The organism is Streptomyces tailanensis (assembly GCF_008386495.1).
Classification (GTDB): Bacteria; Actinomycetota; Actinomycetes; order Streptomycetales; family Streptomycetaceae; genus Streptomyces; species Streptomyces tailanensis.
In genome coordinates this window covers 53,118-74,304 of sequence record NZ_VTHJ01000033.1, presented here as the reverse complement: position 1 = coordinate 74,304, position 21,187 = coordinate 53,118, and the positions used below count along the sequence as shown (strand labels likewise).

At 69.3% G+C, this 21,187-nt stretch carries 16 protein-coding genes and 4 tRNA genes; 11 read left to right on the top strand and 9 right to left on the bottom strand.

The features are described 5' to 3' along the window. Window positions 1-3 precede the first annotated feature (3 nt). The 6 genes from F3T56_RS25430 to purM all read left to right on the top strand — a co-directional run bounded on the left by F3T56_RS25430 (window position 4) and on the right by purM (window position 6,996). Window positions 4-723, top strand: a complete 720-nt coding sequence (locus tag F3T56_RS25430) for a hypothetical protein (protein ID WP_149827690.1) — start codon at window positions 4-6, stop codon at window positions 721-723. Window positions 724-1,290: 567 nt separating this feature from the next. Further along, window positions 1,291-2,562 (top strand): hypothetical protein, encoded by a 1,272-nt coding sequence (locus F3T56_RS25425; protein WP_149827689.1) that lies wholly within the window; start codon window positions 1,291-1,293, stop codon window positions 2,560-2,562. Between the two features lie 10 nt (window positions 2,563-2,572). Beyond that, on the top strand, window positions 2,573-3,370 hold the full coding sequence (locus tag F3T56_RS25420; protein WP_149827688.1) for a maleylpyruvate isomerase family mycothiol-dependent enzyme: 798 nt from the start codon (window positions 2,573-2,575) through the stop codon (window positions 3,368-3,370). A gap of 57 nt (window positions 3,371-3,427) precedes the next feature. Further along, on the top strand, window positions 3,428-4,261 hold the full coding sequence (locus F3T56_RS25415; protein WP_149827709.1) for an META domain-containing protein: 834 nt from the start codon (window positions 3,428-3,430) through the stop codon (window positions 4,259-4,261). A gap of 84 nt (window positions 4,262-4,345) precedes the next feature. Beyond that, window positions 4,346-5,872 (top strand): amidophosphoribosyltransferase, encoded by a 1,527-nt coding sequence (gene purF / locus F3T56_RS25410; protein WP_149827687.1) that lies wholly within the window; start codon window positions 4,346-4,348, stop codon window positions 5,870-5,872. 53 nt (window positions 5,873-5,925) lie between these two features. After that, entirely contained in the window at window positions 5,926-6,996 is a 1,071-nt protein-coding gene (gene purM / locus F3T56_RS25405; protein ID WP_149827686.1) for a phosphoribosylformylglycinamidine cyclo-ligase, read from the top strand. Window positions 6,997-7,223: 227 nt separating this feature from the next. Here purM and F3T56_RS25400 read toward each other — a convergent pair whose 3' ends face one another. Both F3T56_RS25400 and F3T56_RS25395 read right to left on the bottom strand, forming a co-directional pair. Then, window positions 7,224-7,478, bottom strand: coding sequence for a DUF3073 domain-containing protein (locus tag F3T56_RS25400; protein WP_149827685.1), 255 nt, complete (start codon window positions 7,476-7,478; stop codon window positions 7,224-7,226). A 322-nt stretch (window positions 7,479-7,800) separates the two neighbouring features. Beyond that, window positions 7,801-8,895, bottom strand: coding sequence for a Leu/Phe/Val dehydrogenase (locus F3T56_RS25395; RefSeq protein ID WP_149827684.1), 1,095 nt, complete (start codon window positions 8,893-8,895; stop codon window positions 7,801-7,803). A 222-nt stretch (window positions 8,896-9,117) separates the two neighbouring features. On the opposite strand from F3T56_RS25395, the gene F3T56_RS25390 reads away from it, so the two are divergent. Together F3T56_RS25390 and bldC are read left to right on the top strand one after the other, a co-directional pair. Continuing rightward, complete coding sequence (locus F3T56_RS25390; RefSeq protein ID WP_149827683.1) at window positions 9,118-9,960, top strand: DUF8083 family protein; 843 nt, start codon at window positions 9,118-9,120, stop codon at window positions 9,958-9,960. 626 nt (window positions 9,961-10,586) lie between these two features. Next, window positions 10,587-10,793 carry a developmental transcriptional regulator BldC gene (gene bldC, locus F3T56_RS25385; protein ID WP_003949541.1) on the top strand — a complete coding sequence of 69 codons (207 nt, stop codon included), beginning with the start codon at window positions 10,587-10,589 and terminating at the stop codon, window positions 10,791-10,793. A 455-nt stretch (window positions 10,794-11,248) separates the two neighbouring features. Here the strand turns inward: bldC and F3T56_RS25380 are convergent, their stop codons facing one another. The 7 genes from F3T56_RS25380 to F3T56_RS25350 form a co-directional block, all read right to left on the bottom strand. Then, the gene (locus F3T56_RS25380; protein ID WP_149827682.1) at window positions 11,249-11,440 is read right to left on the bottom strand and encodes a DUF6274 family protein; all 192 of its coding nucleotides are present in this window, start codon (window positions 11,438-11,440) and stop codon (window positions 11,249-11,251) included. A gap of 337 nt (window positions 11,441-11,777) precedes the next feature. Continuing rightward, a tRNA-Asp gene (locus F3T56_RS25375) sits at window positions 11,778-11,852 on the bottom strand. 111 nt (window positions 11,853-11,963) lie between these two features. Beyond that, on the bottom strand, window positions 11,964-15,917 hold the full coding sequence (gene hrpA / locus F3T56_RS25370) for an ATP-dependent RNA helicase HrpA (protein ID WP_149827681.1): 3,954 nt from the start codon (window positions 15,915-15,917) through the stop codon (window positions 11,964-11,966). Window positions 15,918-16,026: 109 nt separating this feature from the next. After that, window positions 16,027-16,100 (bottom strand) — tRNA-Phe (locus tag F3T56_RS25365). A 31-nt stretch (window positions 16,101-16,131) separates the two neighbouring features. Then, a tRNA-Asp gene (locus F3T56_RS25360) sits at window positions 16,132-16,206 on the bottom strand. A gap of 36 nt (window positions 16,207-16,242) precedes the next feature. Then, window positions 16,243-16,315, bottom strand: a tRNA-Glu gene (locus F3T56_RS25355). 80 nt (window positions 16,316-16,395) lie between these two features. Then, entirely contained in the window at window positions 16,396-17,991 is a 1,596-nt protein-coding gene (locus F3T56_RS25350) for a metallophosphoesterase family protein (protein WP_149827680.1), read from the bottom strand. Between the two features lie 115 nt (window positions 17,992-18,106). On the opposite strand from F3T56_RS25350, the gene F3T56_RS25345 reads away from it, so the two are divergent. The 3 genes from F3T56_RS25345 to F3T56_RS25335 all read left to right on the top strand — a co-directional run. Continuing rightward, a complete protein-coding gene (locus tag F3T56_RS25345) occupies window positions 18,107-18,457 on the top strand; it encodes a metallopeptidase family protein (protein WP_149827679.1) in 351 nt (116 codons plus the stop codon). A gap of 172 nt (window positions 18,458-18,629) precedes the next feature. Further along, the gene (locus F3T56_RS25340) at window positions 18,630-19,175 is read left to right on the top strand and encodes a hypothetical protein (protein WP_149827678.1); all 546 of its coding nucleotides are present in this window, start codon (window positions 18,630-18,632) and stop codon (window positions 19,173-19,175) included. 395 nt (window positions 19,176-19,570) lie between these two features. Next, window positions 19,571-21,187: DEAD/DEAH box helicase (locus F3T56_RS25335; protein WP_246203836.1), on the top strand; the 1,617-nt coding region annotated here is incomplete at its 3' end.

Sequence of the window (21,187 nt, the reverse complement as noted above, 5' to 3'; positions counted from 1 at the left end):
GCGGTGGAAGTCCCGGACGGGATACGCAAGTCCGTCAACGTGTTGTTGTGTCTGGTCGCTGTCGCTGTCGCTGTCGCTGTCGCTGTCGCTGTCGCCGGCATCGGCTGGAGCGGCAAGGAGATCTGGCAGGTCGGGAACAACCGACGCCAGATCGACGCCGGATGCGCGGGACTCGTCCCGGCCGGACGCGTGCCGGCGCTCTCCCCGGCGGGCGGCGGCATCAGGCACCGCCTGGGCGACGAGGGCACGATCGAACTGGACGCCGGGCTGCCCCAGGACTGCGAGATGTTCAGTACCGAGGCCGGCGAGAAGATCGGCACGCGTACCGGTGAGAGGTGGTTCTTCACAGCAGCGGTGGGCGTCTACCCGGATGAGGCCCCGACGGTTCCGGAGGGCCCCTGGGAGTTCCTCGTCGACCCCTTCGGCAAGCTCAGCTACCCCGCCGAGCCGCTCGGCGGCGGCATCACAGGGATGGTCACGGACTCGGGCGTCATCGTCGAACTTCCCTGCGCCGAGGACGAGTCGGACGGGCGGCCGGTCAAGTCGCTGTGGGCGAGGGCCTCGCTGATGGCCTCGGGTCGGCGTTCTACGACAACGGCCAGCTCACCGACCACGACCGGAACATCCTCGCCGAGACCGCCGTACTCACGGCAAACAACCTCACCGACCGGCTGGGCTGCGCCGACCGGCTGCCCGATCCACCGGAGGACATCCCGGCCCTGACGGAGGGCCCCACCCCGGCCTCCCGGGCGAACGGCACCTGCGCCTGGTACCGCGAGGCCGGCTTCGCCCGCCAGGACAACCTCGCCGACCAGGTGTTCGAGAGCCGTCGGAAGGGCGAGACCTGGGACGAGAGCTGCGCCCTGGTGCTCAGCCGGGGCGAGGCGAACGGCCTCTACCGGTCCCACGCGGACGAGAAGAAGTACGGCTACATCGTCAAGCCTGAGAACCCTGGCCAGTGGTTCGTCTCCTTCCACACCTACGCCGGCGAACTCGCGAAGAACGTCCAGCCCAAGGACGCCTCCGACGACACCCCGACCGTCGTGGCACCGGGCGAGGCGGGCCGCGACGAGCAGGGCCTGGCGGTCTGGTGGGCCTCCTCCGTCTGCGACGGCAAGCCCCGCATCCACACCATGACCATCGCCGTCGGCTACGACAAGCTGACGTCCCTCGCGTACGAGAAGGTCTTCCGCGCGTACGTCACCGACGCCGCCGAACGCCACGACTGCACGGACATCGAGTTCCCCGCGCACAGACGTTCACGGCCTCGTACGCCGAGAAGGCCACGTCATGAGCTTCCCGGACCGCGGCAGCCGCCCGCGCAACGCCTTCAACGAACTCGTGGCCGCCACCGCCGTGCTGGGCATCGGGGCGAGTGGCTGGGGAGTGTGGCTGGAGGTGGAGGAGTACCGGGACCGGCAGGCGAGCCGGGAGCGGATCACCGAGGCCTGTGGGGGGCTCGTCGATCCGGACCGGGTGCTCGGGCTCCACGGGGGGACGGCACGGGTCCGTCCGGGGCAGGGCAGCGAAGACACGTTCACGCTCGATTCGCTCCCCGGCGGCTGCGCCATCTACCGGGTCGAGGATCCCGGCACCGCATACGGGCATTTCGCGCTGTCGGTGTACACGAACCCCGGCGACGATCACCCCAACGTCGTGGACGACAGCCTGAACCCGTTCTTCGCACAGCATCGCGGCGGGGCCGAGGACGTGACCCGTGTGGCCGACCAGTCGCCTGACCATCCCCTCGATTACCCGGCCGAGGACGACGGCCGTCTCGGGCACTACAACGACGACAGCGCCACGTTCAAGGTCACCTGCAAGACTGCCAAGACCGCCAGGGACGATGTGACCTCGGTGAACGTCGTGACGAAGGCTCTCTACGACGACGTCTCGCTCCGGGACCTCCGGACTGTCATCGAGCTGGCCGCAGGCGCCGCCTACAAGGTCGCGGACCACCTCGGCTGCACTCCCGAGGACCAGCACGCCGCGTCCTTCCCCCGGCTCTGGATACCGGACGCCAAGCTCAAGAAGGCCACGGAGGCGAAAGGCTCCTGCCGCTGGTACGCCGAGTTCCTGGGCCAGGAGGGCCTCGGCAGCCTTCCCGACCGGGCCCGGGAGACACCACGCGAGGGCGAGCACAGCTTCAAGCGCTCCTGCCTGCTCGCCGCGAGTCCCGCCCAGGTGAAGCGGGTCTGGCCCGAGCTGCCCGAGCGCTACGGCAGGCTCGAAGGCGTCCTGGGCCACTCCCCGTGGTGGCTGCGGACCGAGTCCTACTTCGGCGACGAGGCCCGCAAGGTCGTCGGCGAGGCGTTCGGCGGCAAGCGGACCCCGCTGACGCCCGGTACGTCGGGCCGCGCCGAACGCGCCGACATCTGGTGGGCCTCCTCCACCTGCGACGGCGAGCCCGCGGTCCACACCCTCACCGTGAGCTACTCCTACGTCACGGCGATCGAACCCCGCCTACGCCCCCTCTTCAAGGCCTACGTCGACCACATCACCGCCGCCCACGACTGCACCGACATCACATTCCCCACCACCTCCGCCCTCCCCTCCGAATAGGCTCGCCCCCATGCCCCCGGCCAGGAAACGCCCCCGCACCTACGACCCCGCCAAGACCCGCAAGGCCGTCCTGGCCCAGTTCGGGAACGTACGGGACGCGGTCCGCACCCTCACCCCCGAGCAGCTCACGGGTCCCACGCGCCTCGGCGACTGGACCGTGCGGGAACTGGCCGCGCATATCGCCATGGCCGTCGAGAGCGTCAGCCGGACCATCGACCTGGAGCCACCCGCGAAGGCCGAACTCGCCCTGCTGGAGTGGCCGTTCGCGACCGCCGCTCTGGCAGCCGCGGGCGCCGGCCGCACCCGCGACTTCGCTCGCGAGCACCCTGACCTCGACGCGCTGTACGCCCGCACCGAGCAGCGGCTGACCGAGCGGCTGGCCGCCACCCCGGGCGAGCGGCTGCTCGCGACCCGTCCCGGTTTCATGACCCTCGCCGACTACCTGGTCACCCGCACCATCGAACTTGTCGTCCACACCGACGACCTGATCGCCGCCGTGCCGGGCCTCGACATCCCGTACGACCGTCAGGCCCTCGCCGCCTGCACCCGCCTGCTCGCGGACGCGCTCGCCGTGAAGGCGCCCGGCGCATCCACGGAGGTGCGGATCCCGCCGTACGCCGTCGTGCAGTGTGTGGAGGGGCCGAGGCACACCCGGGGCACCCCGCCCAACGTCGTCGAGACCGATCCGTTGACATGGATCCGGCTCGCCACGGGCCGCCTGGACTGGGCCACCGCACGGGACGAGGCGAAGGTCAGCGCGAGCGGCGAGCGGGCCGACCTGAGCAAGCTGCTCCCCCTCATGAGCTGAGCACCAGGCCCGAGAAAACCGGTGGAACCGCCCACGCACCCCACCCGTCCCACCGGCATGGACAAGCTGCGACTGACCCGCACCGCCCTCCCCCTGGCGGCCCTGACCCTGTTTCCGCTCCTCGCGGCCTGCGGCACCGAGTCGGCCGGTGGCTCCGGCAGCGGCAAGGTCGGCTCGGGTACGAACACGACGAAGTCATCCGTCACCGGCGTCCGCTGGGCCGTGGACAGCCTCACCGTCGACGGCAAGACCGCCGAGGCTCCCGACGGCGCCTACCTGAAGATCGACGACAAGGGCGAGGTCGACGGCAACTACGGCTGCAACACCTTCGGCTCGACCGCCACCTTCAAGGACGACGGCATCGACTTCGAAACCGTCCGGTCCACCCAGATGGCCTGCGGGGACGCCTCGATGAAGTTCGAGGAGACCTTCGCCCGCGCGCTCGGCACCGGGACCTTCACCCCCGAGAAGACCAACGGCAGGCTCACCCTCACCACCACCGAGGGCGACACCGTGAAACTCAGCGAGGAGAAGCCCGCCGAGCTGTACGGCACCAAGTGGCAGGTCGAGTCGCTCATGGACCACGACGTCGCCTCCTCGCTCCCCGAGGGCGCCGACGGCAAGGCCTGGTTCACCTTCGACGAGAAGGCCGGGACGGTCAGCGGCAGCGCCGGGTGCAACGAGGTCTCCGCGAAGGCGACGGTGAGCGACGGAGAGATCACCCTCGGTCCGCCGCGTACCACCCGGCGGATGTGCTCCGACTCACTCATGGCCGTCGAACGGAGCGTCCTGGAGCTCTTCAAGGGCACGGTGGAATATCGGATCGATCACCGCAGCATCACGCTGACCAGCGAAAACAACACGGGTATCGCCGCTGTCGCCGACAAGTGACGGGCGGCGTCCCGCAGTCGGGGACCGGGTCGGGCGAGATCGGCGGATTCGGACCGGTGCGCGATCTCGCCTACACTCGGTGGCGTGCCACGTGGTGACGGACGACTCAACCACGACCTTCTCCCCGGCGAGAAAGGCCCCCAGGACGCGTGTGGCGTCTTCGGTGTCTGGGCCCCGGGCGAAGAGGTCGCGAAGCTCACGTACTTCGGGCTCTACGCCCTCCAGCATCGGGGCCAGGAATCCGCGGGTATCGCGGTCAGCAACGGCTCCCAGATCCTCGTCTTCAAGGACATGGGCCTCGTTTCCCAGGTCTTCGACGAGACCTCCCTCGGCTCCCTCCAGGGTCACATCGCGGTCGGTCACGCCCGCTACTCGACCACCGGCGCCTCCACCTGGGAGAACGCCCAGCCCACCTTCCGTGCCACCGCGCACGGCTCGATCGCGCTCGGCCACAACGGCAACCTGGTCAACACGGCCCAGCTCGCCGAGATGGTCGCCGACCTGCCCAAGCAGGAGGGCCGTACGCCCCGCGTCGCGGCCACCAACGACACCGACCTGCTCACCGCGCTCCTCGCGGCCCAGGTCGACGAGGACGACAAGCCCCTGACCATCGAAGAGGCCGCCCACGCGGTCCTCCCGCAGGTGCGCGGCGCCTTCTCCCTCGTCTTCATGGACGAGCACACCCTCTACGCGGCCCGTGACCCGCAGGGCATCCGCCCGCTCGTCCTCGGCCGCCTGGAGCGCGGCTGGGTCGTCGCCTCCGAGTCCGCCGCCCTCGACATCTGCGGCGCCGCCTACGTCCGCGAGATCGAGCCGGGCGAGTTCATCGCCATCGATGAGAACGGTCTGCGCAGCTCCCGCTTCGCGGAAGCGAAGCCCAAGGGCTGTGTCTTCGAGTACGTGTACCTGGCCCGCCCGGACACCGACATCGCCGGCCGGAACGTGTACCTCTCCCGCGTGGAGATGGGCCGCAAGCTCGCCAAGGAGGCCCCTGTCGAGGCCGACCTGGTGATAGCGACCCCGGAGTCCGGCACCCCGGCCGCCATCGGCTACGCGGAGGCGTCCGGCATCCCGTTCGGTGCGGGTCTGGTGAAGAACGCCTACGTCGGACGTACGTTCATCCAGCCCTCCCAGACGATCCGCCAGCTCGGCATCCGCCTGAAGCTGAACCCGCTGAAGGAAGTCATCAAGGGCAAGCGCCTGGTGGTCGTCGACGACTCGATCGTCCGCGGCAACACCCAGCGCGCCCTGGTCCGCATGCTCCGCGAGGCGGGCGCGGCGGAGGTCCACATCCGGATTTCCTCTCCCCCCGTCAAGTGGCCCTGCTTCTTCGGCATCGACTTCGCCACCCGCGCCGAGCTCATCGCCAACGGCATGACCATCGACGAGATCGGCACCTCCCTGGGCGCCGACTCCCTGGCGTACATCTCCATCGACGGCATGATCGAGGCGACCACCATCGCCAAGCCGAACCTCTGCCGTGCCTGCTTCGACGGCGAGTACCCGATGGAGCTGCCGGACCCCGAGCTTCTCGGCAAGCAGCTCCTGGAGACCGAGCTGGCCGCCGGGCCCGCCGCCACGGCCGCGACCGACGCGATCCGTCGCCCGTAGTCGGGTCCGCATCACCTGCTTATCTGCAGTACGACACGAAAGTTCTCACCGTCATGTCTGAGACAACTGGTGCCAGCTACGCAGCCGCGGGCGTCGACATCGAGGCGGGCGACCGCGCCGTAGAGCTGATGAAGGAGTGGGTGAAGAAGACCCAGCGCCCCGAGGTCCTCGGCGGCCTCGGCGGTTTCGCCGGCCTCTTCGACGCCTCCGCCCTCAAGCGCTACGAGCGCCCGCTGCTCGCCTCCGCCACGGACGGCGTCGGCACGAAGGTCGACATCGCCCGTCAGCTCGGCGTCTACGACACCATCGGCCACGACCTGGTCGCGATGGTGATGGACGACATCGTGGTCTGCGGCGCCGAACCGCTGTTCATGACCGACTACATCTGCGTCGGCAAGGTCCACCCCGAGCGGGTCGCGGCCATCGTCAAGGGCATCGCCGAGGGCTGTGTCCTCGCCGGCTGCGCCCTCGTCGGCGGCGAGACCGCCGAGCACCCCGGCCTCCTCGGCCCGGACGACTTCGACGTCGCCGGGGCGGGCACGGGCGTGGTCGAGGCGGAGCGCCTGCTGGGCCCGGATCGTATCCGTACGGGTGACGCGGTGATCGCCATGGCGGCCTCCGGCCTTCACTCGAACGGGTACTCGCTGATCCGCCACGTCCTCCTCAACCAGGCCGGCCTCTCCCTGGACACCGAGATCGCCGAACTCGGCCGCACCCTCGGCGCGGAGCTCCTGGAGCCCACCAAGATCTACTCCCTGGACTGCCTGGCGCTCACCCGGACGACGCAAGTACACGCGTTCAGCCACGTGACGGGCGGCGGCCTCGCCGCCAACCTGGCCCGGGTGATCCCCGACACCCTCCACGCCACAGTCGACCGCTCCACCTGGACCCCGGCCCCGATCTTCGACCTGGTCGGCAAGACGGGCCAGGTAGAGCGCTTGGAGCTTGAGAAGACCCTGAACATGGGCGTGGGCATGATCGCGATCGTGCCCCAGGAGTCCGCAGACGTGGCCCTGACCACACTGGCGGACCGCGGCGTGGAGGCCTGGGTGGCAGGCGAAATCACGGACAGGGCCGACCACACGACGGGCGCAGAGTTGGTGGGCGACTACGCGCGCACGTGAGCGGGGAGTACGCCCCTTTAGCGGCGCAGCCGCTAAAGGGGCGCGGGGCTGTGACATTTGCGGCTCCGCCGCGTGGGCGCGAGCAACCACAACGTACCCCGCAGCCGCCAAACCACAGGTACTCCCGAGCTACTAGGCGCCCGGCTCAACCCAGCGGAGCGGCAACGCGCAAAACCCGGTCCGGTGGTGTGAACCACTCGGACCGGGCAAAGCGCAGCGATGCGGCGTCAAGCGCCCCGACGATGCGACGCAGGACCGGACTCGTCGTCCTCATCGTCCTCGTCGTCGTTGTAGAGATCCGCGTACTGGGCGTACGGGTCGTCGTCGTCTTCGTCGTCCTCGAACGGCTCGCCGTTCGGAGGTTGGCTCGAAGTCGATGCGCCCAGCTCGCTGGCCAGACGCGACAGGTCAGTCCCGCCGCTGTTGTACTTCAGCTGGCGGGCGACCTTCGTCTGCTTGGCCTTGGCCCGGCCGCGCCCCATGGCTCGACCCCCTCGGTGACGGGGCTCGACGGCCCCAGAGTCTTGACACGCGTTCATGATCTGGAACGGGCTCTCCGTGGAGAGACCGGTCCGTAGGGCTTCCACGGTACCTGAGCCCGCGCCCATACGGTACGTCGCCCGCAGTACGCGCCTGTGCCCAGAACCTGCGAGGAGCCCTGTCCCCGCTGGTCAACCGCGATTTTAACCGTTTCTCGGCGAGCGACCCGCCGGTCGAAGTGAGAGTTCTCTCCAAATCCACCGGCGGGTACCGGCCCCAGATGTGCGACCCTCGCGCGGAACGAGCGGAACGAGCGGGGAACGCTCAGCGCCCGCGTTTCGCGGCCGCCTCGTGCATCCGCTGCTCGGCGATCCGGTCGGCCGCGGCGGCCGGCGGAACACCATCCGTCTTCGCGCGTGCGAAGATCGCCAGCGTGGTGTCGTAGATCTCCGCGGCCTTCGCCTTGCACCGCTCGAAGTCGAACCCGTGGAGTTCGTCGGCGACCTGGATGACCCCGCCGGCGTTCACGACGTAGTCCGGGGCGTAGAGGATCCCGCGGTCGGCGAGGTCCTTCTCGACACCGGGGTGCGCGAGCTGGTTGTTTGCGGCGCCGCAGACCACCTTGGCGGTGAGCACGGGCACGGAGTCGTCGTTCAGGGCGCCGCCGAGCGCGCAGGGGGCGTAGATGTCGAGCCCCTCCACCCGGATCAGCGCGTCGGTGTCGGCGACGGACGTGACCCCCGCCGGATACCGGTTGAGGATCCGCCGTACGGCCTCCTCGCGGACGTCCGTGATCACGACCTCGGCGCCCTCCGCCCGCAGATGCTCCACGAGGTGGTGCCCCACCTTGCCGACGCCCGCGATGCCGACCGTACGGTCACGCAGCGACGGGTCGCCCCACAGGTGCTGGGCGGAGGCCCGCATGCCCTGGTAGACCCCGAAGGCGGTCAGGACGGACGAGTCGCCGGCGCCGCCGTTCTCGGGGGACCGGCCCGTCGTCCAGCGGCACTCGCGTGCCACGACGTCCATGTCGGCGACGTACGTGCCGACGTCGCACGCGGTGACGTACCGGCCGCCCAGCGAGGCCACGAACCGCCCGTAGGTGAGCAGCAGCTCCTCGGTCTTGTCGCGGTCCGGGTCCCCGATGATCACGGCTTTGCCGCCGCCGTGGCCGAGCCCGGCCATGGCGTTCTTGTACGACATCCCGCGCGCGAGGTTCAGCGCGTCGGCGACGGCCTCGGCCTCGGTCGCGTACGGGTAGAAGCGGGTGCCGCCGAGGGCGGGGCCCAGCGCGGTGGAGTGGATGGCGATGACGGCCTTGAGGCCGCTGGCCCGGTCCTGGCAGAGCACGACTTGCTCGTGACCGCCCTGGTCCGAGTGGAACAGGGTGTGCAGGACGCCGTCAGATACTTCGGTCACGGTGGTGACTCCTGGGTAAGAAGCGGCGGTTGGTGACAGGCTCCCGTACGGGTGGCGGGATCTGTGACCATGAGATTAGAGCCTGCGCCCGCCCGACAGCGGTGCAGCTTCAGGATCACCCACTCCCGGAGTACGGCCGTGGTGCGATCCGTACAGTTTTCCTGCCCGCTCATGTGCGGGTTCGGCAGGTTTCCCCGGTGGCCGGCGGGGGAGGGAGCAGGCGTGCCCAAGGTGTCCTCGGTGATCGTCCCGTACGCGTCCTACCTCCGCGTGTACGAGCCGCTGGCCGCCTTTCCCGAGCCGGAGCGCACCCACTGGGCGCGCTACGCCCGGCGCACCGACCGGCCCTCGTACCAGGACGAGCTGCGCCGCTCGCTGGCCGATCTGCTGCCCACGCCGCCCGTGCCGGTGCCGGTGCACGAGAGCAGCGACGCCTTCGTGCTGGACGCCGACGGCGTGGTCTGCGTCTGCCCCTGGCGCACCCGGCTGCGCGGCTGGCAGGCGCTCGGTGACCTGGCCGAGGAGCTGCCCGCGCCGGTCCTGGACGCGGTGCTGCCGCCGCTGGTGCGCCGGCAGGCGAGCCAGGACTACGAGCGCTGGCTGGTCCGCAACCCCGACGCCCGCCCGTGGATCCGCACCTCCACCTGGCACGTCCCGTTGAACTGGTTCGTCCTCGTCTCGGACGAGGAGCGGACGTACGAGAAGGGCTCGGGTGAGGCCTCGCCCGTGCTGCGCTACCGCACGCCCATGGTGCAGGCCCGGCGGCGCGTGGCGCGCGGGCTGCGGGCGCTGCGGGACACCATCGACGAGGGTCCGCTGATCGACGGTCTGATCGACGTGGGCCGTTGGCTGGAGGAGTTCCACCCGCGCTCGTTCGTCGAGCTGGACTACGGCGGCCTCGTGCATGTGCTGCCCGCCGACGAGCTGGACGGTGATCATTCAGCCGCCGATGTGGCCGAGGGCATCGAGGCACTTCGCAGCGGCGACGGGTTGGCCGCCGGGGAGGCGTACGGGCGTCTGGTCGAGCGGTGGCGGGCGGTACGGGACCGGCGCTCGGCGAACTGAACCGGGCCGACCTGCCATCCGTACCTTCCGGATGAACCGCCCGAACCCGCCATGCGTACTTGTGACTTGTGGGGCAGCTGAGAAGAGGCTTTCCACAAAGGCTGAAGCATGGTGAACTGTCCACCCTTGGCCCAGGCTTGACGCACCGAAGTTCCGTATGGGCGTCATCGTGGGACTTAGGCCCCGATCCGGGCTTTTGTATCAAGGTGGCGCCAAGCGTGACGGATTGCACTTACGTGGGCCTTGCCTCGTACACGCCTCCTCGTGTCAAAATAGGACAAGGAGCCCGGGGGAGGCTCCTTCTGCCCGCCTATGGGCAGAATCTCAGCATTGCACGCTTTGGGGGGTCTGGTGACTCCTGCACGCCACTGTGACTGATCGTCACGGTGGCGTGACTGTCCGCTATGGCATGGTCCATCGGCATCCGTCGCTGATGAACACCTGGGAGGGCAATTCCATCGGTTTGGCCGACGCGGCTGGACAGATGGTGTAGTTGTAGTGCCGAGGACAAGCCGTTCGTCCTATAACCGACTCGACTCGCGTCCGCCATTTCGGGCAACGCGGGTCAAGGTGCAGAATTTAGAGGAAAGAACCGAGAAGGTTCGGTTCTCCCGAGGAGGCCGCTCATGACCGCTCGCACCCCTGATGCCGAGCCGCTGCTGACCCCGGCTGAGGTCGCCACGATGTTCCGCGTCGACCCGAAGACGGTCACGCGGTGGGCGAAGGCCGGCAAGCTCACGTCCATCCGCACGCTCGGCGGACACCGCCGTTACCGCGAGGCTGAGGTCCGCGCACTGCTCGCGGGTATTCCGCAGCAGCGCAGCGAGGCCTGACACAACCGCACAACAGGGCATTTCGGCTGGTCCCCCATCGGCCGAGCCGCCCGAAGCCACAGCTCAACCGCTCAAAGCGACGCGGGCCCTGCCCCAACAGGACCCACGCCCCAGCCATACAGAGCTTTGCGACAAGGGTGCGTCGTAGATCGCGCTGGACTCCGCCGGGTCCAGCGCGATCTTTTTTGTGCCCCGAGGGTGCGCGGCCGGTGATGGTGGGCGGACTCTGGGGAGGGCTGTCGGAGCTCCTGTGTGGGCCTTCGGGGACTGGTGCAATTGCACATATTAAATTGACCAGTTGTAGGAGCCCGGTAAGAGGCGGCGCGCTGAAAACTTATGCGGTGACACCCGTCACATGCCGAGATGCTTGTTTCCGGTGGCTCATCTGCGGTAGTGGGGGCGGGAGTTGAGGAAGAAACGTTCCCCTGTCGAGTCTGTTCCCCGCTCCGCCCGTCTCACGCCTTGGGTCGGATGGAGGGGCTGGAGGGGCTCTCAGGGCCGTCCTCGCCGCCCGCCGCGGGCTCCGACGCCAGCCGCAGCAGCCGGTGGCAGATCGGGCAGCGGCGGGTCACATGGCGATACGAGGAAGCGGCCGACAGGTGAGCGCGTAGCAGTGCGCGGGTCTCATGCCGAGCGGTCGCCGCCATACGCCACCTCCGGGGTCGTGGAGCCCTGATTCCTGAGGTACCGAGGGAATGTGACGCCGTCAAGAGCCCTGACGCTCCGCTGGGGGGCACGGGGGAGCTCGGGTGGGTGGCGTTGTCGAGAGGGTGCAGGTGAGTGGGGGCTGGTCGCGCAGTTCCCCGCGCCCCTGAAAGAACTGGGGGCACCCCCTGGCTTTTAAGGGGCGCGGGGAACTGCGCGAGCAACCCACGACAACCCGCAGTCGCCCGACAACCCCGCAGCCCCGAGCGCTTGGGCGACATGTGCCCACAGCGAGAGGGCCCGCATCCATACCGGATGCGAGCCCTCTCGTAATCACTGCGGTCCTGACGGGATTTGAACCCGCGGCCTCCACCTTGACAGGGTGGCGAGCACTCCAAACTGCTCCACAGGACCAGGTTTCGCAGTCACCACGTTTCCGCGCTGGCCTGCGAGAAGAGACTGTACAGGAGCGGCGGCCCACTGGTCGAACTCACCCAGAGTGCAGGCCCCGTTACCGGCCACCGCCTACGGCACAAGCGCGTCGATGGCCTTCACGATGCGCTTGTCGGAGACGGGGTACGCCGTCCCCAGCGCGTGCGCGAAGTAGCTGACCCGGAGCTCCTCGATCATCCAGCGGATGTCGAGGACGGCGGAGGGGACGGGCCGTCCCTGCGGGAGCTGTTCCAGCAGCCAGGCGTACTCGTCGCGCATCTCGTGGACCTTCTCCATACGGGACGTGTCCCGCTGGACGCCGGTCGGCATCTGCTGGACGCGCCGGTCGGCCGCCACCAGATAGCGCATCAGGTCCGGGAGGCGGCGCAGGCCGGCCTCCGTGACGAAGCCGGGCTTCACGAGGGCGTCCAGCTGCGTCCGTACGTCCGTGAGGTTGGCCAGGAGGGCCGGGCTGCGCGTGGACTTCAGCCGGCGCTCACAGGACTGCCAGGCGGCCAGCACCTGCTGCACCTGGCCGACCGTACGCACCGTCGTGTCGACGATCTCGGCGCGGACCTTGTCGTACATCTTGCGGTACGACGACTCGTCCCAGGCCGGCCCGCCGAAGTCGGCGATCAGCTTGTCCGCCGCGGCCATCGCGCAGTCGTCGAACAGGGCCTGGATCGAACCATGCGGATTCGCCGACAGCGCGAGCTTCTGCGCGTTCGTCAGCTTTTCGCTCGCGAACTTCGCAGGGTTGACCGGAATGTTTCGGAGAATGAGCCTACGGGTGCCCTTCCACATGGCCTCCGTCTGCTCCGCCTCCGTGTCGAAGAGGCGTACGGAGACGGTGTTCGCCTTCGGTCCGTCGTCGACGAGCGCGGGGTACGCCTTCACCGGCTGGCCGGCGCGGCGGGTCTCGAAGACGCGGGTGAGGGAGCCGATCGTCCAGTCCGTCAGGCCCGTCCGTTCGAGGGACTCGCCGCCCTGGCGTTCCGCGGTGGCCGCGGCCGCCTGGGAGAGGGCCTTGCGGGCCTTCGGCCTCAACTGCAGCCGCAGCGCCTCCAGATCCTTGTCCTCGGCCAGCTTCCGGCGCCGTTCGTCGACGATACGGAAGGTGATCTTCAGGTGGTCGGGGATCCGGGACCAGTCGAAGTCCTCGGGTGCCACCGGTACGCCCACCATGCGCTTCAGCTCGCGGGCGAGGGCCACGGTCAGCGGCTCCCGCAGGGGCACCGCCGTGTCCAGGAACCGTTTGGCGAAGTTCGGGGCCGGTACGTAGTTCCTGCGGATCGGCTTGGGGAGGGAACGGATCAGTTCCGTCACCACGTCCTGACGCAGGCCCGGGATCTGCCAGTCGAAGCCCTCGTCCGTGACCTGGTTGAGGACCTGGAGCGGGATGTGGACGGTCACGCCGTCCGCGTCCGCGCCCGGCTCGAACTGGTACGTGACACGGAACTTGAGCTGTCCCTGGCGCCACGAGTCCGGGTAGTCGGCCTTGGTGACCGCCTCCGCCGACTCCCGGATGAGCATCTCCCGCTCGAAGTCCAGGAAGTCGGGCTGCTCGTGCCGCTTGTGCTTCCACCAGGAGTCGAAGTGGGCGCCGGAGACCACGTGTTCGGGGACCCGCTGGTCGTAGAAGTCGAAGAGCGTGTCGTCGTCGACCACGATGTCCCGGCGCCGGGCCCGGTGCTCCAACTCCTCGACCTCGCTGAGGAGTCTGCGGTTGTCGGCGAAGAACTTGTGGTGCGTACGCCAGTCGCCCTCGACGAGTGCGTTGCGGATGAAAAGCTCGCGGCTGGCTTCCGGGTCGATCCGGCCGAAGTTGACCTTCCGCTGGGCGACGATCGGTACGCCGTAGAGCGTGACCTTCTCGTACGCCATCACGGCCGCCTGGTCCTTCTCCCAGTGCGGTTCGCTGTACGTCCGCTTGAGGAGGTGCTCGGCGAGCGGCTCGACCCATTCGGGCTCGATCTTGGCATTGACTCGGGCCCAGAGCCGCGACGTTTCCACCAGCTCGGCGGACATGACGAAGCGCGGGGGCTTCTTGAAGAGGGCCGAACCCGGGAAGACCGCGAACTTGGCGTTCCGGGCGCCCAGATACTCGTTCTTCGCGCCCTCCTTCACGTCCTTCATGCCGATGTGGGAGAGCAGACCGGCGAGGAGCGACACGTGGACCTGCTGCTCCGGGGCGTCGTCCTCATTCAGATGGATGCCCATCTGCTTGGCGACCGTGCGCAGCTGGCTGTAGATGTCCTGCCATTCGCGAATGCGCAGGAAGTTGAGGTACTCCTGCTTGCACATCCGGCGGAACGACGACGAGCCGCGCTCCTTCTGCTGCTCGCGGACGTACCGCCAGAGGTTGAGGAAGGCGAGGAAGTCGGAGGACTCGTCCTTGAAGCGGGCGTGCTGCTGGTCCGCCTGGGTCTGCTTGTCGGCGGGCCGCTCGCGCGGGTCCTGGATGGAGAGCGCGGCGGCGATCACCATGACCTCGCGGGCACAGCCGTTCTTGTCGGCCTCGACGACCATACGGGCCAACCGCGGGTCGACGGGCAGCTGGGAGAGCTTGCGGCCCATCGGGGTCAGGCGCTTGCGTACGTCCTTCTGGGCCGGGTCCAGCGCGCCGAGCTCCTGGAGGAGCTGGACGCCGTCGCGGATGTTGCGGTGGTCCGGCGGGTCGATGAACGGGAACTTCTCGATGTCGCCGAGGCCGGCCGCGGTCATCTGGAGGATGACGGAGGCGAGGTTCGTACGGAGGATCTCCGCGTCGGTGAATTCGGGCCGCGCGTCGAAGTCGTCCTCGCTGTACAGGCGGATGCAGACACCGTCGGACGTACGGCCGCAGCGGCCCTTGCGCTGGTTGGCGCTGGCCTGGGAGATCGCCTCGATGGGCAGCCGCTGGACCTTGGTGCGGTGGCTGTAGCGGGAGATGCGCGCGAAGCCCGGGTCGATGACGTATTTGATGCCGGGGACGGTCAGCGAGGTCTCGGCGACGTTCGTGGCCAGAACGATCCTGCGGCCGGTGTGCGGCTGGAAGACGCGATGCTGCTCCGCGTGCGAGAGCCGGGCGTAGAGGGGCAGGACCTCCGTGAAGCGGTACTGCTTCTTGATCAGCGCGTCGGCCGTGTCGCGGATCTCCCGCTCACCGGAGAGGAAGACGAGGATGTCGCCTTTGCCGTCGGCCTGGAGCTCCTCGACGGCGTCGCAGATCGCGGTGATCTGGTCGCGGTCGGTGTCGTCGGAGCCCTCTTCTAGGAGGGGGCGATAGCGCACCTCGACCGGGTACGTACGGCCGCTGACCTCGACGATCGGGGCGTCGCCGAAGTGCCGGGAGAAGCGCTCGGGGTCGATGGTCGCCGAGGTGATGACGACCTTGAGGTCGGGGCGCTTGGGCAGCAGCTGGGCGAGATAGCCCAGCAGGAAGTCGATGTTGAGGGACCGCTCGTGGGCCTCGTCGATGATGATCGTGTCGTACGCGCGCAGCTCGCGGTCCGTCTGGATCTCGGCGAGCAGGATGCCGTCCGTCATCAGCTTGACGAAGGTGGCGTCCTGGTCGACCTGATCGGTGAACCGGACCTTCCAGCCCACGGCCTCACCGAGGGGCGTCCGCAGCTCCTCCGCCACGCGCTCGGCGACCGTACGGGCGGCGATCCTCCTCGGCTGTGTGTGGCCGATCATGCCGCGCACGCCACGCCCCAGCTCCATACAGATCTTCGGGATCTGGGTGGTCTTCCCGGAGCCGGTCTCACCCGCGACGATAACGACCTGGTGATCACGGATGGCTGCCGCGATGTCGTCCTTCTTCTGGCTGACGGGCAGCTGCTCGGGATACGTGACGGCCGGGACGCGTGCGGCGCGCTCGGCCATGCGGACCTCGCCCTTGGCGACCTCCGCCTCGATCTCGGCGAGCACGGCGGCCCGGGCCTCGGGCTTACGGATCTTGCGCGCGCCTTCGAGCCTGCGCCCGAGCCGGTGCGCATCGCGCAGGGACAGCTCGGCCAGACGGGGGGCGAGGGCGCCGAAGGCGGGGGCAGGTGGCGTAGACATACGGGACCCAGGATCTCATCCCGGCGAAATCCATGGCGAACACTTTTGCTGCGGCCCAGCAAGGCGTACACACAACAAGGCCCCGATCCGGAGAACGGGGCCTTAACTGTGGCTGGGGCCGGGGTCGAACCGGCGACCTATCGCTTTTCAGGCGATCGCTCGTACCAACTGAGCTACCCAGCCGCGAGGTTTCACGTGAAACATGTAACCTCAGCGGTCCTGACGGGATTTGAACCCGCGGCCTCCACCTTGACAGGGTGGCGAGCACTCCAAACTGCTCCACAGGACCAAGCGTGCGTACGACAGTGTCGCACAGGTTGTTGCGTGCCCCCAACGGGATTCGAACCCGTGCTACCGCCTTGAAAGGGCGGCGTCCTAGGCCGCTAGACGATGAGGGCTATCGGCCCGCCTGGGCGCTTCTCAGCGCGTCGGGGACGTGAGAAGCATATGGGATGGCGGGAGGTATCGCCAAAACGGTTTACGGGGCACGGGGGGACACGTCGGTTGACGTGCTCGGAGACCCGTTGGGGGAGCCACTGGGGGGCCTGCCGGTGGGCGTGTTTCCCGTGGGGGACGGGGAACGGTCGTCCTCGGGGGCGGCTCCTGGCTGGTTCTCCTTCGGCAGGTGGCGGCTGACCTCGGCGGTTGTCAGGCCCAGGCCGCCGAGTTTGATCTCGTCCCACGCCTGGAGGCGGTGGGTGTCGCGGTCGAGGTAGAGGACCGAGGTCTCGATCGGGTCGGGGTACTGCCCTTCCAGGGCGCGCAGGCCGCTGCCGCCGGTGGAGCCCTCGATGCGCAGGCGGGTGCCCTTGTCCAGGACCTCCATCTCCGAGTGGTGCAGATGCCCGGCGAGGACGAGGGGGACCTGGCCGTCCGTCTCGCGGGCGGCGTCCGGGTTGTGGGCGATGGCGATGTCCACGGGGGTGCCGGCCGCCTTCTGGGCGCGCAGGGCGTCGGCCAGGCTCTGCCCGGCCACCTCCTCCGAGGGCAGGCTCTCCTTCTCGGCCGAGCGGTCCGGGGTGAACTGCGGATCACCCATCCCCGCGAAGCGCAGGCCGCCCACCGTCACCGCCCTCCCCTCGTCGAGGACGTGGGCGTTGTCGATGCCCTCCAGATACCGCTGGGTCTCCCGGGAGTCGTGGTTGCCGCGCACCCAGACGTACGGCGCCCCGAGGTCGGCGATCGGGTCGAGGAAGCCGTTCTCGGCGGCGGAGCCGTGGTCCATGGTGTCGCCGGAGTCGACGATGACGTTGATCTCGTACTGCTCCACCAGAGAGGCGATGATCTTCCAGCTCGCCGGGTTGAGGTGGATGTCGGAGACGTGCAGGACGCGGATGGTCGTCGGGTCCGGCTGGTACGCGGGGAGGGTGGACGTGGCGTCGTACAGCTTGGTCACGTTCGTCACCAGGCGCGCCAGCTCCTGCTGGTAGACGTCGAACTCGGTGACGATGCTGCGCGCGTTGCCGACGAGGGAGGGCGCGGAGGAGAGCAGCCCGGAGAACTTCGGCTCCAGGACCGAGTTCGGGTTCCAGGTGGCGGCCGCCGCGCCGCCGGAGGCGGTGAGGAGGGCCAGGGCGAGACCGCCGGCGGCCAGGGCGCGGCCGGGGCGGCGGTAGACGGCGAGGCCGAGGGCGGTGGCGCCGGAGACGACGGCGACGACGGAGCGTACGGCCAGGTCCAGGGTGCCGTGCTGGACGTCGGAGGCGATCTCGTCCTGCAGGCCGGAGATCCGTTCCGGGTGGTCGACCAGGGCCTGGGCGCGTGCCGGGTCGAGCTGGTCGACGTTCACGTCCAGGCGTACCGGGGCGTTGTGGCTGCGCAGCTCCAGGGCGCCGAGCGGGGAGACGTTGATCTTCGTGCCGCCGGTGAGGGACGGGCGGAGGGTCATCGTGGTGTTCATGGGGCCGACCGGGGTGCGTACGTTGCCCACGATCAGCAGACCGAGCCAGGCGCCGATCAGCACGACGGTCACCAGGCCCAGGGCGCGGGCCCAGGGGTGGGGGCGGTGGACCAGCTCGGCGGTGGGGTGCGGGTGACGGGAGCGGTAGTGGCGGACCAGGGCACGGAGGGCCATTGGTCCCGTATGCCCAGGGGTGGGGGTGGATATGCGAGGGGGTGGGGTGCGGGAACTTCTCTGGGGTGGGGGACGGGAACGCTCGTACGTGCGTGTCGTGCATGACAATGTCCGTGTGCTGGAGATGACGCGCGAGGAGTTCGAGGAACTGGTCGCCGAGGCGTTGGACCGGATTCCGCCGGAGCTGACACGGCTGATGGACAACGTGGCGGTGTTCGTCGAGGACGAGCCGCCCACCGACGACCCCGAGCTGCTCGGGCTGTACGAGGGGACTCCGCTCACGGATCGCGGGGAGTGGTACGCGGGGGTGCTGCCGGATCGGATCACGATCTACCGGGGGCCGACGCTGCGGATGTGCGAGACGCGGGATGACGTGGTCGCGGAGACCGAGGTGACCGTGGTGCATGAGATCGCGCATCACTTCGGGATCGATGACGCGCGGTTGCATGCGCTCGGGTATGGGTAGTTGGGTGGGTTCACGGTAAGGGCTGCGGGTTTGTCGTAGGGGCTTTAAGGGCTTTTGGGTTGCGGGTTGTGTGTGGTTGCTCGCGCCCCCCTTCAGGGCGCGCGTGTCTTCTTGTGGGTGACGGGAGTTGGGCAGGGGGACTTCCTTTCACGCCCCCTCGGAGGTGGCTGCCGTGCGCGCCTTGTACGTACCTGTCCGTCTGGCCGCCACGGTCATGGCCGTCGCCGCGGCCGCCGGCTGCATAAGCGTGGGAGATGACGAGGTGCGCAAGCCCGGGCCCTCGCCCTCCGCCGCGCAGCGGGGTGGTGAGGCGCCGGACGGGGGTTCCGCGGTGGCGGGCGGCGACGATGCGGGGCACCGGGCCGGGAAGGGCGGGAAGGGGAAGCGGCGTGCTTCCGCCTCGCCCGACGCCTCCGCGTCCGGGACGCCGTCCGCGTCGGCCTCGGCGTCCGGGCGGGCGGAGCCGTCCGGGGAGGCGGTGCCGCCGAAGGGGGGGAACGGGGACGGGAAGGGGCATCAGCGGCCGGAGGCGCCCGAGCCCACGAAGGAGCAGCCGACTCCTACGCCGACTCCCACTCAGCCGGAGCAGCCGCCGCCCTCGAAGCCGGTGGAGTCGCCTACGCCGCCGCCCTCGGCCGAGCCGTCGTCGTCCGCGCCTGGGCAGGGGTCGCAGTTGGTGGAGCGGGAGCCGGCGCCTGCGGCGGGGGATGCGGCGTAGGCCTCCGGCGGGGGGTGTCTGTTCGGTGGGGTGGGGTCGCCCTTGAGGGGTTTCGCCCCCGCCGCCCCTACCCGTTCCCGTTCCCAGGGGCGCTGCCCCTTCGACCCCGTACCGACACGGGGCTCCGCCCCGGACCCCGCCAGGCTGCGCCCCCTGGACCCCCGCTAGGTTTCCGGGCCCGCCCCTGACCTGCGGATACGGGCTCAGTTTGCCTTGGGGGGTGGTGGGTGCGTATGGTGGTAGATCGTTTGATCCCATTTGCCCGGCGCCATCGCAGAGCGCGCCGTGTGGCGCGTACTCTCCCTTGCCGTGGCGGACCGCATAGAGGCGGTCGTGTGCGAATCACGGAGTTGACGGGCGCGTGCCGACGAGACTCCGGAAGGTTTCGCATACGCATGTCCATTTCCAGTACTGATCACGTCGTCGTGCCCGAGAACACGGACGAGACCAGCTCCCCCGAGATCACCTTCGCGGATCTCGGTCTCCCCGAGGGCGTCGTGCGCAAGCTCGCGCAGAACGGCGTGACCGTCCCGTTCCCGATCCAGGCCGCGACCATCCCGGACGCGCTGGCCGGGAAGGACATCCTGGGCCGCGGTCGTACCGGGTCCGGCAAGACGCTGTCGTTCGGTCTGCCGACCCTGGCCACGCTGGCCGGCGGGCGCACCGAGAAGCACAAGCCGCGTGCCGTCATCCTCACGCCGACCCGTGAGCTCGCGATGCAGGTCGCGGACGCGCTGCAGCCGTACGGGGATGTCCTCGGGCTGAAGATGAAGGTCGTGTGCGGCGGTACCTCGATGGGGAACCAGATCTACGCCCTGGAGCGGGGTGTGGACGTTCTCGTCGCCACGCCGGGGCGGCTGCGCGACATCATCAACCGCGGTGCCTGCTCGCTGGAGAACGTCCAGATCGCCGTCCTCGACGAGGCCGACCAGATGTCGGACCTGGGCTTCCTGCCCGAGGTGACCGAGCTGCTCGACCAGATCCCGGCCGGCGGCCAGCGGATGCTGTTCTCCGCGACGATGGAGAACGAGATCTCCACGCTGGTCAAGCGCTACCTGAGCAACCCGGTCACGCACGAGGTCGACGCCGCCCAGGGCGCGGTGACGACCATGTCGCACCACATCCTGATCGTGAAGCCCAAGGACAAGGCGCCGGTCACCGCCGCGATCGCCTCCCGTAAGGGCCGCACCATCATCTTCGTCCGCACTCAGCTCGGTGCCGACCGTATCGCCGAGCAGTTGCGTGACGCCGGTGTGAAGGCGGACGCACTGCACGGCGGTATGACCCAGGGCGCGCGTACCCGCACGCTGGCCGACTTCAAGGACGGTTACGTCAACGCGCTCGTCGCGACCGACGTCGCCGCCCGCGGTATCCACGTCGACGGCATCGACCTGGTGCTCAACGTGGACCCGGCCGGCGACCACAAGGACTACCTGCACCGCGCGGGCCGTACCGCGCGTGCCGGGCGTACGGGCACGGTCGTGTCCCTCTCCCTGCCGCACCAGCGCCGCCAGATCTTCCGGCTGATGGAGGACGCGGGCGTCGACGCCGGGCGTCACATCATCCAGGGCGGTACGACGTTCGACCCCGAGGTCGCCGAGATCACCGGCGCCCGGTCGATGACCGAGGTCCAGGCCGAGTCCGCCGGCAACGCCGCGCAGCAGGCCGAGCGTGAAGTCGCTCACCTCACCAAGCAGTTGGAGCGGGCCACCCGCCGTGCCGCCGAGCTCCGCGACGAGGCCGACCGGCTCACCGCCCGTGCGGCGCGCGAGCGGGGCGAGGACCCGGAGGCGGCCGTCGCGCAGGCGCGGGCCGAGGAGACGGGCGACGCTGCTCCCGCCGAGGCGACCGGCGCGACCGACGCTGCGGTGGTCTCCGAGGTGTCCGTGCCGGAGCAGCCCGGCGCCCAGGATGTCGAGACGATCGAGAAGGCCGCTTCGTCTTCGTCGTCTTCGTCGTCCGCATCTTCTTCGTACGGTCGTTCCTCGTCGTACGAGCGTCGTGAGCGTCGG

What these genes read in the sequence shown, in the direction of transcription:
- F3T56_RS25425 (WP_149827689.1), top strand. Translation starts at nt 1,291, where the DNA reads ATGAGCTTCCCGGACCGCGGCAGCCGCCCGCGCAACGCCTTCAACGAA.
- F3T56_RS25420 (WP_149827688.1), top strand. Translation starts at nt 2,573, where the DNA reads ATGCCCCCGGCCAGGAAACGCCCCCGCACCTACGACCCCGCCAAGACC.
- F3T56_RS25415 (WP_149827709.1), top strand. Translation starts at nt 3,428, where the DNA reads ATGGACAAGCTGCGACTGACCCGCACCGCCCTCCCCCTGGCGGCCCTG.
- purM (WP_149827686.1), top strand. Translation starts at nt 5,926, where the DNA reads ATGTCTGAGACAACTGGTGCCAGCTACGCAGCCGCGGGCGTCGACATC.
- F3T56_RS25400 (WP_149827685.1), bottom strand. Translation starts at nt 7,478, where the DNA reads ATGGGGCGCGGCCGGGCCAAGGCCAAGCAGACGAAGGTCGCCCGCCAG.
- bldC (WP_003949541.1), top strand. Translation starts at nt 10,587, where the DNA reads ATGACCGCTCGCACCCCTGATGCCGAGCCGCTGCTGACCCCGGCTGAG.
- F3T56_RS25380 (WP_149827682.1), bottom strand. Translation starts at nt 11,440, where the DNA reads ATGGCGGCGACCGCTCGGCATGAGACCCGCGCACTGCTACGCGCTCAC.
- hrpA (WP_149827681.1), bottom strand. Translation starts at nt 15,917, where the DNA reads ATGTCTACGCCACCTGCCCCCGCCTTCGGCGCCCTCGCCCCCCGTCTG.
- F3T56_RS25350 (WP_149827680.1), bottom strand. Translation starts at nt 17,991, where the DNA reads ATGGCCCTCCGTGCCCTGGTCCGCCACTACCGCTCCCGTCACCCGCAC.